The sequence below is a fragment of the Paenibacillus sp. sgz302148 genome (assembly GCF_056120465.1).
Genome location: NZ_JBVYOJ010000017.1, coordinates 103820 through 118160, shown reverse-complemented (window position 1 = coordinate 118160; position 14341 = coordinate 103820). Strand labels below are relative to the sequence as shown.

Below are 14341 nucleotides of genomic sequence, written 5' to 3'. Positions count from 1 at the left end.
ATAGATTGATATTCGAGTTGTTGAGAGGTGAGAGTGCAGATGTCCATCGTATCAGAGTTTATTCAATACAACCGCCAATTTGTCGAAAAGAAAGGATACGAGGAATATTTAACCGACAAATACCCCGATAAGCAAATCGCTATCCTCACATGCATGGACACCCGTCTTGTCGAACTCCTGCCTAAAGCGTTAAACCTGCGAAACGGCGACGCCAAAATTATTAAAAATGCCGGAGCGATCCTGACTCAGCCGTTCGGCAGCGCCATGCGGAGCATTTTGGTCGCCATTTACGAAATGGGTGTCAAAGAAGTGTTCGTCATCGGTCACTATGGCTGCGGTATGACCGGGCTGGACACGAATGGGCTCATCGATAAAATTAAGGCGAATGGCGTGCCTGAACTTGTTCTTGAAACTTTGGAGCGCTCCGGGATTAAGATGGAACGTTTCCTCAAAGGGTTTCAAACCGTCGAGGAAGGCATTATGCAAAGCGTTGATATCATTCGCAACCATCCGCTCCTTCCGCGTTCGATCCCGGTTCACGCTTTTGTGATGCACCCCGATACCGGGGCATTGGAATTATTGTCCGAAGGATACGAATATGTGAAGATGAACGGCGAGTAAAGAGGCAGTTGAGCGAAGCGGCGACCATTCCCGGTATAGAAAGGGAGGCGGCCGCTTTTTTGCACGGTCAACAGCATGATATGACGAGGTTAGAGATTGTTGAATCTCCCATTTTGAGTTACGATGCTAATGCTATCAATTCTTTTCCAATAATCTTGCATTCCGCAAAATAGAGGAGCGATATCCATGAACCGTCTGCCAACCAAACAATTCGCGAAAACCGACAACCCGATCGAGATGGACTTGCCGGTAGAGATCCCCGCATCCATGCCAACCGTAGTGCAAATTTTAGACCGAGTCGAGTTTGGACATGCCCAGCCGCCGGTATCGAATAAGGTGCTTCTTCCGTCAGGTGCTTGGGGGAAGGTGATCCTCACGATTACGGGCACCCAATCCGGTCGGCAATTTGACCGATTGATGCAAGTGTGGGCGGACAATACGCAAATTTTTGTCGGATGTACGCCGGAGCCATCCAAGGAAGGCATCGAATGGAAGATTCAAAAAGACGTTACGACATATCTCCCGGTCCTCGCCGAGGAAGTATCGTTTACCGTCAATTTGGAAAATTATCTCGACGAACTGCATACCGGCATCCCGTTGATGTCCGTTTCTTTGGAATTTTATACAGCTGATTCGGTTGACCCTGCGGGGCGGAATCCGCTAGAACGTGGCATTCCGGACAACATTGTCCCTATTGCGCTAAGCCCTCAGCCGCATACCGTCAATAAAGACGGTACAATGGAAATAGAACTCGATCTGCCGGGCGATATGAAGGAACTGTATCTGGATTTGTATGCCATTGCTCAAAATCATGATGAATTCTGGTGGTCGCATACGGCGGCTTTTCGCGAAATCGAAATTTATATCGATCAAATTCCGGCCGGTTCCGTATGGCCAGAAATCGTTCTGTACACAGGGGGCATTAATCCGCTGCTGTGGAGGCCGGTAACCGCCATTCGAACGATGAACATGCCTCCGTATCGCGTGAACCTGACGCCTTTTGCCGGTCTGCTCGGCGGAAAACATACGTTAACTATCAAGGTCGCAAACGGCATCAATTATTGGCTCATCAGCGGCTCTTTGTTCCTTTACCGAACGAACGGGTCGCCTACAACCGGGAAAATAACGAAGAACACGCTAGCTTACGCAAGATCGTCGGCCCGAAACGATGCCCCAATGTTAGGCGCGGCGGAAGACAAGTTTTCCAACGAAGAAGCCGGCAACAGCTACGTTATTGAAGGTGTTATCGAAACGGCCGAAGGTTCGTATACGTCCTCGGTTTCATCCAGCTTTCGGATGACGAACGACCAAACGAATTATGAGACGGGGCATTGGCAGCTCGGGCACAACGCTCAGGCGGTCATCACCGACGAGACGTTAACCGGTCCTGGAGACAAAACGACGAAGCTTCATCGTGAGATTACCTATACGGCGGATAGCGCGATGTCGTACTTGCGCCAAGATGAACCGAAAGCGATGAGCATTTCCTCCAACTTCAGCCAGACGATCACGGAACTACATATTTTAGAAGATTCGGACTTGAACATGCCGTACCGGAGTCATTTATATATGAATACGCAAGGGTATGCGGTGCTTCAAAGATCGTCCGGGCAAAGCGATGTTACCGACGGGTCGACCACATGTCATATCGATTTCAAAGATTCGAACAACAAAAACTACCAACGCACGATTATGTCGCATGGCGGCGTCGAAACGTACAGAAGCGAAAGCGATAACTTATTTTTGACTCGTCAAGTTTAATAAGAAAATAGATAGACTGAAACAGGCTGCCTTAGTGCAGTCTGTTTGTCGTTTTTAGGAGCTATACTTTCAGTGTTTCATCGATACGATTTTGCCGGACAGGGATATGGGAGCGTAGTGCGTGGCGTTGGCGTTGGTGTTGGGGCGCCTACATTATGGTTAGGTTGATAATGGCGCGAGGCGAGTCTGAGGTTGGGGGTGAAAATTTTGCTGCACGTTAGGTAGTCTTGTACTTTAAATGGAAAACATGTAGTTAATTTTAGCTCATTGTCTCTAGTTGGATAGATTAACTGGAAAACATGTAGTTATTATTCGTAGGTTGACCCGATTTGCGGGAAATGAGTGAAATTAACGACATGAAATCCAGTTATTTCTCCAAAACCGTTCAGATTGGTTAAATTAACTACACAAATTCCAGTTGTTGCGATATGCAAGCAACCTGCCTCGGTGCAAACCCCGAACCCCGTAGTTTAAAAGCCCTTTAAGCGCCCTTAATGCCCTTTTAGCCCTTTATTTCCGGAACCCGTTCGATTTGGCGAAGTAAATTAACGGCTTTGACGAAGAGTGGCGAGGTAGACAGATTTATAGACAGATTCTAGCAGCACGCGGTGTGAAAATGTGATAGACCATCGTCCTGCGACGTTATCCTGCTCGCTGGGAGCAGCGAGCGGTGCGCAAGCGAGAGATTCTAGCGGCGAAGAAACCCTAGCGATAGATGGTTTTTCGCTTTTTTTTGCGCGGAAAGGGCGATGTCCGAAAGTTGTCGAAAAAATATTTTTCACGAATAAAAATATAGAAAAAAATTTCTTGCATAAAACAAACCCCATCCTTATAATGGAATTAACTTCACCTAGGTAGGAAGGATCTCACATATGACCGACAAAATGATCAAAGAAATCGAGATCGCGTCAAGCGATTCGACGCTATTCTCAAAAATTCAAAGCACTTATGGCAGCTTGAGCGCAACGGAGAAGCGCATCGCTGACTTCGTGCTCAATTCTCCGGAGAAGATTGTGTACGCTTCCGTCACGCAGGTGGCAGAGGAGTTGGAAATCGCGCAATCGTCCGTCACGCGGTTTTGCCGCACGATCGGTTTTCGCGGATTTCAGGAATTGAAAATTCGTCTTGCGCAGCATTTGGAGCGAATGAATCCGGCGAACGACGAGTCCGAGCAAGAGATGAGCTTGCCGAAGAAGATGGCGCAAATCTCGGCGAACAGCGTCATGGATGCCTCGATGAGCATCGATCACGAATCGCTCGAGCAAGCGGTGGAACGGATCGCCGCCGCCCGCAAAATCATCCTGTTCGGACTCGGCGAATCGGGGCCGATGGCGCAGCTTTTGAAGATTAAGCTGATGGGACTCGGCCTTACGGTGGATGCGCACGTTGACGTCCATCTGCAATCGATCTCGGCCGCTCATGTCGACGAGCGTGATGTCGTGATCGGCATTTCGCAGCAGGGAAGCACGAAGGATATCGTCGCCGCACTGCGCGCCGCGCGGGCGAACGGGGCGAAGACCGTATGCATCACCGGGCAGGGCAAGTCTCCGATCAGCGAAGTGTCGGATATCCGGCTCGTCTGCGTGCAGCGCGGCATCTCCAACATCGTGGAGAGCTTCAAGAGCAAAGCGTCGATCTTGTATGTCATCGAGCTGTTGACCGTGACGCTTTCGCTTCATTTGATGAAGCAGACGGAAGGGTCGAAAATTTGGCGCACGACCGAATCGATTTTAGACAAATTGTACTAGGAGCGAAAAGCGGATGATTGCATCGCTGAAAAATAAGCTGATCGTGTCCTGCCAAGCGTGGGCAGGCACTCCGTTCTACGGCGACCCGGGTTTGATGCGGGCGATGGCGGAATGCGCCCTGATGGGCGGCGCAGGAGGAATCCGGGCGAACGGCCCGGACGATATTCGCGAAATTAAGAAAACGGTTCCGCTCGCGATGATCGGGATTTACAAACTGCCCGACAAGCGCGGCGTCAAGATCATTACGCCGGATTTCGAAAGCGCGAGGCAATTGGTTGACGCCGGCTCGGACATCGTGGCGATCGACGCCACGTTCGAAGCGAGGCAGGACGAAAGCGAGCTGCACGAGCTGATTCAGGCGATTCGAGCGGACCTTGGCGTACCGGTCATGGCGGATATATCCAATGTGGAGGAAGCGGTTCGCGCCGAGAGGCTTGGCGCCGATCTCGTCGCGACAACGATGGCCGGCTATACACTGAATACGGCTAACACCAAGACGAAAGGACCTGACCTTGATCTGATCGAACAGCTTGTTCGAACGGTCCGCGTGCCGGTCGTCGGGGAGGGTCGGTTCTCCAGGCCGGAGGAAGCGCATGAAGCGATTCGCGTCAGAGGCGCGCATAGCGTCGTCGTCGGCACTTCGATAACGGCCCCGTGGGAAGTGGCGGCTCGTTTCGTGCGGGCCATCTGAAAATATAAGAAAGTCATTGTCTGCGAAGTGGAGGAAACGTATGGTTTTACTTGGCATAGACGGGGGACAAACTTCGACGAAAACATGTCTATATGATCAACAGAGCGGCACCTGTGTCGTTGCCGACGGACCGCCGATCGACCATATGCTGACGCTGAACGGACAGATCAAGTCGAAGCAAGGCATCCAACAGGCGCTGCAAGCGCTGCTCGGGCGGACGACGCTGCCGCGCAAGGTCGAGATGGCGTTCGTCAGCATCAGCGGCGTGCATAAAGAACATGAGGATATGATCAAGAACTGGATTCAGGAATGCATTTACGTCGAGCGCATCGTCATTGAGGGAGACGTCAAGGCCAACTTGGCAGGCGCATCCGCGGGGCGGAACGACGGCGTGTTGATTATAGCGGGGGGTGGTAGCATAGGGTATTGCTCCGTCGGAGAAAGCGAATTTGTCGCGGGGGGATACGGGCATATTCTTGGAGATGAAGGAAGCGCTTACTGGATTGGCATCGCAGCTATTAAGGCGGGCATCCGGCACAGCGACAAACGCGGTCCGTCGACGGTTTTGCACGACCGCGTGCTCCGTTATTACGGAGAAACGTCCTTTTGGGGCATCAAGAAACGAATTCATGCCGACAAAATCGGCCGGGAAGACATCGCGGACGCCGCACGGCTTGTAGACGAAGCCGCTTCCGAAGGCGATGCCGTCGCGCAGTCGATTTTGCACCAAGCCGGCGTGGAGCTGGGGCAGCTAGCCATTTCAGTGCTGAAGCAGCTGGAGTCATCCGGTCTTCGCTCCGAAGTCAGCCACGTCTATCCGACCGGGGGCGTTTTTCAATCGGCGCAATGGGTACGTCTTAGCATGGCGGAAACGCTGCGGGACTATGACCCGGCGGTCGAGGTTCGTCTGCCTCTGTACCCGCCGATCGTCGGTACGCTGTTTCTTGCAGTCCGGGAGCTCGGGTGCGAGATCGACGGGGAACAATTGAAGAAGGCATGGAACGAAGGGGGGCAAGCAGGATGAGTATCGGAAATATCGGAACAGAAACGATTTTCGAAGCGATCAAGGGCATTGTGTCCCAAGTGGAGAAAAGTCAGACCGGGAACATGAAGACGGCGGGCAGTCGTTTGGCCGACAGCTTGCTTGAAGGCGGCATCATTCATGTGTTCGGTGCCGGGCATTCCCGGGCGTTCGGGATGGAAATGTGCGGCCGTGCGGGCGGTCTTGCGCCGATGAAACTGATCGGCCTTGAGGATGTCGCCGCCGCGTCCGTAGGGCAAGGGCTCAACTTAGTGGAGCTGGAGCGGGATCCGAACACGGCGCACCGATTGATGGAGCTGCACGACATGCGGCCGGAGGACGCCTTGATCATCGTATCGAATTCGGGACGCAACGGTTCGTCCGTCGAGTTGGCGCTTGAATGCAAGCGGCGCGGCATACCGGTCGTGGCCGTCACGTCGATGGCGCATTCGGGGCAGACGGACAGCCGCCATCCTAGCGGCAAGAAGTTGTATGAAATCGCCGACGTTGTCATCGACAACTGTTGTCCGTACGGCGACGTTCTGCTCGATATCCCGCAACTGCAGGAGAAAACCGGCTCCGCCTCCAGCGTTGTCGGGGCGATGATCGCGCAATCGCTGACCGCGGAAATTATCGGACGCTTCATCCAAGCGGAACGTACGCCGCCGGTATACATTAGCGCCAACGTAGACGGAGGCGACGAGCACAACCGCAAAATCGTGCAGGCGTACGCGCATCGCAGAATCACGTATTAACCACAACCCGCCAGCGTAAGTTTGCCATCGAATGCCGTTAAGGCACGAGCGAATCGAACCGTTCGATCATGGCTGCTTACGGCAAAGGAGGCATGTGCATGGGGAACAATAAAAGTCCTGACGTCGGGCCGAAGTCGGTAGCATATATCGATATCGTGCACCGGGAAGCCGCCTGGATCGCGAGCCTGCAATTTGAAAGCGGTGCCATTCCGAACTACGGCGAGCCGCTCCCGAATTATGACGGAGCATATAAAGTCGTCCCGTATTTCGCGCATTTCGGCTTGCTCGGGCTGCTCGAAGTGCCGGAGCACGCGCCGGTCGTCCGCAAGTACATGAACTGGTACTTCGCGCGCTTGAACCGGACGGCGACGGACACGGTGCCCGCCGGCTCCGTTTTCGACATCGCTATCGCGGCGGATCGGCACACGGAAACGCCAACCGGGGACTTCGACTCGACCGACTCGTACGCCTCGACGTTTCTGAACGTGCTTCGCAAATACGCCGAGAAGACAGGCGATACGGCCTACTTGCAGGCGCGCCGAAGCGATATCGAGCTGATCGCGGGCGCAATGCTCGCGACGAAGCAGGCTGACGGATTGACGTGGGCGAAGCCGGACCATAAGGTGAAGTATTTGATGGACAATGCCGAGGTGTACGAAGGACTGGCCGACATGGAATGGATCTGCGAAGCCATATTCGGCGACGCGGTCTCGGCGGCCGTATACCGGAGGCATAAGGAAGACGTATACGCGGGCATCGAAAACGAGCTGTGGAGCGAATCCAGGCAGGCGTACGCTTATGCGAAGATGGAGGACGGCACGCGGATCTACCCGGATTGGAACCGCTTCTATCCCGACGCGCCGGCGCAGCTGTTCCCGATCTGGACCGGGATGCTGGATCCTTCGGGCGAGCGGGCGCGGAAGCTGTACGAGACCTTCAACGCGCATCACCCGGGCTGGCCGCAGCTGGACAAGGGCGACGCCTTTCCGTGGGCGATCATCGCGTATACGGCGGCGCTTATGGGCGATCGCGCGCGGGTTGACGAGTTCCTCCGTGCAGTCCGTACCGCTTATATCGATAACGGCCATCCGTGGCCGTGGTATGTGATGGAAAGCGGCTGTACGATGCTTGCTGCTACTTCCGAATAAAGGAAATTACCGTTTATTTTCACCAAATAGGAGGGGTAATTCTTGAAAATGAGAAGATGGTTTTCCGTAACGATAAGTTTGGTACTGGCCGCGACTTTGTTCGCCGGCTGCAGTGGCGGTGGCTCTTCGAGCTCGAACGGCGATACGCCGAAGCAATCGGGCAGCGATACGCCGCAATCGTCCGGAGGCGACGATACGAAGAAGCCGGAAGGGACGACGGACGCGCCAAAAACCGTGGATGACGGGCTGATCCCCGACGTCAAAGGCGAGCTGTCGATCCTGGTCGTGCAAGATCATATGAATGCGGCTGATCCGGATCAAGGCGGCATCTACGATTATTTTAAAGAATTCTACCCAGATCTAAAGATCAAGCAGCAGGACATCAAGCACGAGGAGTATGCGCCGGAAACGCTGACGAAAGCGATCGCCGCAGGGGATACGCCCGATGTGTTCGTGACCGTGCCTGGAGACATTCCGGAGTTGTTCGACAAGAAATATATCGAACCGCTTGACGACTTGTTGAAAGCGGATCCGCAATACATGGACACGTTGAACCCGGCCGCCCTGAACATGAACAAATACAACGGGAAAACGTACGGCATTACATGGATGACGCTGCCGCAGACGTGGATGATCAACACCGACCTGTTCGAAAAAATGGGCGTGCCCGTTCCGACCGACGACTGGACGATCGACGACTTCATCGATATCAATAAAAAAATGGTCGACAAAGCAAACGGGATTACCGGCTCCATGCCGAATGTGCAAGACCCTTGGGTATTGTTTTCCTGGCTCGAGGCCTACGGCGTGAAAGGGGTTAAAGAGGTTGACGGGAAAACCGTATCCAACTTCGCCGATGATCCGAACGCAATCAAAGCGCTGGAGAAGTGGATCGAATATACATCCAAGAGCAACATCGGCCTCACGGGCGACGAGCTGGCCAAGTTCGGCCTGACCGATACGTGGTCCGCCTTCTGGACCAAAGGGCATGTCGGCATGGTGCCGTGGTCGCTCTGGGGACAGCCGTACAACGTCGACACGAAAGTGAATCAATTTAACTGGACGGTTGTTAGACCTCCTCAAGGACCGGGTGGCCGAGCTGCGATTGCATACGGCATTTCGTTCGGGATCTTCCCGACGTCTCAGAAACAAGATTTGGCGATGAAATATATCAAGATTATGACAAGCAAGCATTTCTACGAGCATGCCCATAGCAAGGATCCGAAGACCGGCAGAGTAAATCCGCTCACGTTAAGCCCAAGCGAACCGATTTTCCCGATTGGCATTCCGGCCATCAACGAGAAGTTCCAAACGACGCCGGAAAACCAGTCGGCGCTGGACGGATTCGTCCGCGCGATGCAGGATGCCAAGCTGGCCGACTACGGCGGCTTCGGGCAGACGGCGCTGAATGAATTAACGGCGAAGCTGCCGGACGTCGTGGCGGGTAAGGTGCAAATCGCCGACATGCTGAAGCAACTGGATCAAACGATGAACACGAAATATTACAGCACTAGATAACGGCAGAATACGCCCGAGTTTGTTCGCGGCAGTGGATCGCATGACGGTCCGCTGCCCGCGGACGGCGGCAACGCCGCGCAAGAAGCCGCGGCATCGCCCAAACACGTGCAAAGGGGAGAGAACGTTGGCGAGAGTCGTATTGAAAAACTTATGGAAAAGTTATCCCGGAGCGAAAAATGTCGCACCAGCGGTGCAGGATTTCCAGCTGGACATCGCCGACCGGGAATTCGTCGCTTTGATCGGGCCTTCGGGCTGCGGCAAATCGACGACGCTCCGCATGATCGCCGGGCTGGAGAGCGTCACCAGCGGCGAAATATATATTGACGAAGAGCTCGTCAACGATTTATCGCCCAAAAAGCGGAATATCTCAATGGTCTTTCAGAATTACGCGCTTTATCCGAGCCTCAGTAATTTCGAAAATATCGCCTTCGCGCTGCGGGTCGGCCGGGCGCAGAAATATATCATTGAAGAAAGCGTCAAGCGCACCGCCCGAAAGCTGGAAATCGACCATTTGCTGGATCGTTATCCGCGCGAGGTGTCGGGCGGACAACGGCAGCGGGTGGCGCTCGGACGCGCGATCGTTCGCGACCCCCGGGTGTTTTTGATGGACGAACCACTTTCTAATTTGGACGCCAAAATGCGCGTGCAGATGCGGCTCGAAATCATCAAGCTGCACCGTTCCCTGCATGCGACGACGATATACGTCACCCACGACCAAATCGAAGCGATGACGATGGCGGACCGGATCGTCATTATGAATAAAGGCGTGATCCAACAGGTGGGAACGCCAGAGGAGATTTACAACTATCCTGCCAACACGTTCGTCGGCGGGTTCATCGGCAATCCGCCGATGAATTTCATCAATGGGACGATCGAGCATGGGGATGTGTTCAGCAACAAAACGATGGGGCTCCAAATTCCGCGCGAAATGGGATTACGCCTGCAGGAGTTAAATGTCCACTCGGTGATCGGCGGCATACGGCCCGAGCAGCTGACGATCGAAAGCGGCGCAAGCCAGGTAGCGGACAATTCGTTCGTAGGCACCGTCGACGTGACGGAGCTGATCGGCGCCGACCGGCATGTTCACGTCGATCTCGGCAAAACCGGCAGCGTCGTCGTCCGGACCGGGGCCGAAACCCGTTTCCGCGAAGGAGACACCGTCACCGTCAGGGCGAACATGGATAAGTTTCTGTTCTTCGACCCGAATACAGGGGTCCGCATCCAATAGCGCATCGGTTTCATCGAAACGGAGTGAGAAGGTTGATCGATTATAGAAGAGCGATAGCCGTTGTTTGCATCCTCGCACTCGGTTTGGTGCTGCCGCTCCGGTCCATCGCGCTGTCGGCGCAGGGTGACCCGGAGAACAAAGCGTATCAAGCCAAGATCGGCGAACTTACGCAAGCGGGGGCGGCCGATACGGCGAATCAATCCGTCGAAGTTGCGGGAGCCGGGTATGCGCGCCTATCAGGGGACGGCATACGTGCGGGCGACTTCGAAGGGAAGAAGGACGTGCTCGTCTGGGAGAACGCATCGGGCCAAGTGGACTACGAGATTTCGATTCCCGAGACGGGATTCTACAACATCTACGTGGAGTATATGGACGCGGGCGCGTACCCCGAGGCGTTGGAGCGGGGGCTGACCGTCAACGGCGAACCGCCTTATGCGGGAATCGATACGTTCGTGCTCGGGCAGCATTACCGGTACGATGCGTACCCGTTCGCTTCGGATGCCGACGGGAATGAAAAGCGCCCTCAGCAGCTTGCCGTGAAAGCATGGTATACGGAGCCGATCATGGACAAAACGGGGATGACAAGCGCTCCGCTCAAATTTTACATGAAGCAGGGGACGAACCGGATTTCGCTTACCGGTGCGAGGGGGGCTCTCGCAATCGGCAAAATCATTGCGAAATCGCCCGAGCACATTCCAAGTTATGCCGAGTACGAAGCAAGCATAAAGTCCGGAAATGCCAATGCAAACGCCCCGACCGGCTTCCTTCAGACGGTTGAAGGGGAAAATCCGGCCGAGATTTCATCCCCGGGCATTCAATTGTTCAGCATTTCCGAGGCCGGCATCAGCCCGGAAACTTACGGGAAACGCAAGTACAACGCCATCGGCGGCTTGTCCTGGCGATGGCCGCAGCAGTGGGTGGAATGGCAGATCGACGTGCCCGAGGACGGGACGTATCAGATCGGCATCAAATACGAGCAAGCCGACAACAACGCGCTCAGCTCCTACAGAACCGTCGAAATCGACGGCAAAGTTCCTTTTGCGGAAATGGCCAGCGTCGCCTTTCCTTACAGTACGTCCTGGCAAAATAAAATTCTGGGGGACGAGAAGCCGTACGGATTTCGCCTTGCCAAGGGCAAGCACCGGATTCGGCTGACCGTTACGTCGGAGCCTTACACGGACGTGTATCAGTCGTTATGGCGGACGTCCGAGGCGATCAGCAAGCTTGACGTCGAAATCAAGAAAATAACCGGGGTCACAAGCAGCAAGCAAATCGATCTGTTCAAACGGTACGACTTGAACAAATATATGCCGGACCTGGATAAGCAGCTCAACGAACTGGCAGGCGGCATCAGAGAGCAAATCGCAAGTTTGTCCCGTCTGACAGGCTCCGCCGAAAGCGGCTTCGACGTGCTCCTCGCGGAGGCGGAACGGCTCGAAGACTATGCGGAACGGCTGGACGACATTCCGAAGAGCGTCGACTCGCTCACCCGCGTCGAAGCGAACGTTGCGAATTTCGCCGCAAGCCTGGCGTTCCAGCCGCTGCTGGTCGATACCGTCATGGTGAAAAGCACTGAAGCGAGCTTCCCGAGCGCGGGTGCCGGCTTCTGGCAGGCGCTTGGATTTTTCTTCAAAAGCTTCTTCGCTTCTTTCACGAACGATTACGACACGAAACAAGGGGCGGAAGGCACGATCGAAGTTTGGGTGCAGCGCAACCGCGATTACGTCGATTTGATGCAGCAATACGCGAATGAATATTTTACGCCGTTAACCGGCTACAAGGTCAACGTGAACTACATTCCGGGGCCGGACGTGCTCGTCCTGGCGAATGCCGCCGGCAAGCAGCCCGACGTCGTAACCGGGATCGGAATAGATACGCCCTTTAACTTCGCGCTGCGCAACGCGGTCGTCAATATGAACGAATATCCGGAATACACGGAGTTAAGCAAGCAGGTCCCGCCGGGCACGCTCATTCCGTTCCGCTATAACGGCGGCGATTACGCGCTTCCCGAGGAAGCGACGATGAACATGATGTATTACCGGGAGGACGTGCTGAACCAATACCGCATCCCGGTGCCGCAAACGTGGGAGGACGTCAAAAAGATCATTCCTTCGCTGCAGCAGAATAACTTGAATTTCTGGGCGCCGCAAGGCGACTGGCTGACGTTCTTCTATCAGAACGGCGTCGACATTTATACGAAGGACGGCTCGGACGTCGGTTTCGATACGCCGCAAGGGTTCGCCGCTTTTAAATATATGACCGACCTGTACGTGAAATACAATCTGCCTCAGGTCATCACGAGCTTCTACCAGCATTTCCGGCAAGGGGACGTTCCGATCGGCATTTCCAGCATTAGCGATTACGTCTTGCTCAAGCTCGCGGCTCCCGAATTGTCCACCGCATGGAAGATCGCTCCGATTCCGGGTACGACGGACGGCAGCGGGACGAACGTCAGGTGGCACGGCGGCGACGTGCGAGGGGTCATGATGATGAAAACGACGCAGGAGCGGCAGGACAAGGCTTGGGCATTCGTCAAATGGTGGATGTCGACGGAGACGCAGGCGCAGTTCGCAAGCGACCTCGAAAACAATTACGGCATCGAGTTCCGCTGGTATTCCGCGAATCCGGAAGTCGTGAAGCGGACGCCATGGGAGCCGCAGGACAAAGCGGTGATTCTGGATATGCTCAAATGGTTCAAGGGCGTTCCATACGTGCCGGGAGGCTCTTACATGACCGGGCGGGAGCTGGCGAACGCGTGGACCGGCACGGTCATCGACAAGGGCAATTACCGCGAGAGGCTGGAACAGGCGCTAAGCAGCATTCGGCGGGAGATAGCAAGGTATAGGCGGGAATACGGACTGTCGGGGGGATCACAATGAACGGCGCAACGGAAACAGTCGCAGGCGCGATCGGTACGCAGCCGCGCAAGCGAAGCGGCAAAGCCGCCTACATCTGGCGAGAGATGAAACGGAACAAACTGGCCTATCTTTTTCTGGCCCCGTTTCTGATCTGCTTCGTCTTGTTTATCGTGCTGCCGGTATTGTCTGCGACGCTGCTCGCCTTTACGCGGTATAACTCGATCGAGGCACCGGTATTCGTCGGCTTGCACAATTTTAAAGTCATGTTCACGGAAGACATCATTCTTATGAAGCACGTCATCGCCAACACGTTCAAATTCGCCGTGTTCGTCGGACCGGCCGGCTATGCGCTGCAATTTCTGATGGCTTGGCTCATCTTGCAAATTCCGAAACGGCTGCGGTCCATCTTTACGATGGCCATCTACGTTCCTTCCATCGCCGGGGGCGTCATGATGTCGGTTGTATGGGTTATCGCCTTCAGCGGCGACCGGTACGGTTATTTGAACCAATTGCTGCTTTACATGGGCTTTATCGATACGCCGATCGCGTTCACCCAGTCGAGCGGATATTTGATGGGCGTCATGATTTTCGTGACGCTGTGGAGCAGCATGGGGGTCGGCTTCCTGTCGCTGCAGGCGGGGATGATGACTGTCGACCCGCAGCTGTACGAGGCCGGGAAGATGGACGGCATCCGCAATAAAATTCAAGAGGTGTGGTATATTACGATTCCGGCGATGAAGCCGCAAATGCTGTTTTCGGCCATTATGGGCATCGTCGGCGCGCTGAAGGCGGGCGGCATCGGCGTCCAATTGTCGGGCTCGAACCCGACCCCGAATTATGCCGGCCAGCTGCTGCAGAACCATATCGAGGACTTCGGTTTTATCCGGTTCGAGCTTGGCTACGCGACGGCGCTTTCGTTCATGCTGCTGATCCTCATGTACGTCATCAACCGGGCATGTTTCCGGCTGCTTGGCACGAAGGAGGATGAATAA

General features: G+C 54.7%; 11 protein-coding genes. All 11 read left to right on the top strand.

The genetic code is table 11. The features are described 5' to 3' along the window. Positions 1 to 39: 39 nt before the first annotated feature. The 11 genes from AC0LWM_RS23545 (at position 40) to AC0LWM_RS23495 (ending at position 14341) form a co-directional block, all read left to right on the top strand. A complete protein-coding gene (locus tag AC0LWM_RS23545) occupies positions 40 to 621 on the top strand; it encodes a beta-class carbonic anhydrase (RefSeq protein ID WP_474677443.1) in 582 nt (193 codons plus the stop codon). Between the two features lie 186 nt (positions 622 to 807). Further along, entirely contained in the window at positions 808 to 2382 is a 1575-nt protein-coding gene (locus AC0LWM_RS23540; protein WP_474677442.1) for a peptide-N4-asparagine amidase, read from the top strand. Between the two features lie 872 nt (positions 2383 to 3254). Beyond that, positions 3255 to 4130 carry a MurR/RpiR family transcriptional regulator gene (locus AC0LWM_RS23535; RefSeq protein ID WP_474677441.1) on the top strand — a complete coding sequence of 292 codons (876 nt, stop codon included), beginning with the start codon at positions 3255 to 3257 and terminating at the stop codon, positions 4128 to 4130. Between the two features lie 13 nt (positions 4131 to 4143). After that, complete coding sequence (locus AC0LWM_RS23530; protein ID WP_474677440.1) at positions 4144 to 4821, top strand: N-acetylmannosamine-6-phosphate 2-epimerase; 678 nt, start codon at positions 4144 to 4146, stop codon at positions 4819 to 4821. A gap of 40 nt (positions 4822 to 4861) precedes the next feature. Continuing rightward, entirely contained in the window at positions 4862 to 5845 is a 984-nt protein-coding gene (locus AC0LWM_RS23525; protein ID WP_474677439.1) for an N-acetylglucosamine kinase, read from the top strand. Beyond that, entirely contained in the window at positions 5842 to 6597 is a 756-nt protein-coding gene (locus tag AC0LWM_RS23520) for a sugar isomerase domain-containing protein (protein ID WP_474677438.1), read from the top strand. Before AC0LWM_RS23525 ends, AC0LWM_RS23520 begins: the two co-directional genes overlap by 4 nt. Before the next feature lie 98 nt (positions 6598 to 6695). After that, the gene (locus AC0LWM_RS23515; protein ID WP_474677437.1) at positions 6696 to 7745 is read left to right on the top strand and encodes a hypothetical protein; all 1050 of its coding nucleotides are present in this window, start codon (positions 6696 to 6698) and stop codon (positions 7743 to 7745) included. 48 nt (positions 7746 to 7793) lie between these two features. Beyond that, complete coding sequence (locus AC0LWM_RS23510) at positions 7794 to 9263, top strand: ABC transporter substrate-binding protein (protein WP_474677501.1); 1470 nt, start codon at positions 7794 to 7796, stop codon at positions 9261 to 9263. 124 nt (positions 9264 to 9387) lie between these two features. Continuing rightward, positions 9388 to 10491, top strand: coding sequence for an ABC transporter ATP-binding protein (locus tag AC0LWM_RS23505; protein WP_474677436.1), 1104 nt, complete (start codon positions 9388 to 9390; stop codon positions 10489 to 10491). Between the two features lie 32 nt (positions 10492 to 10523). Next, entirely contained in the window at positions 10524 to 13370 is a 2847-nt protein-coding gene (locus AC0LWM_RS23500) for an extracellular solute-binding protein (protein WP_474677435.1), read from the top strand. Continuing rightward, positions 13367 to 14341, top strand: a complete 975-nt coding sequence (locus tag AC0LWM_RS23495) for a carbohydrate ABC transporter permease (RefSeq protein ID WP_474677434.1) — start codon at positions 13367 to 13369, stop codon at positions 14339 to 14341. The genes AC0LWM_RS23500 and AC0LWM_RS23495 overlap by 4 nt, the downstream gene beginning before the upstream one ends.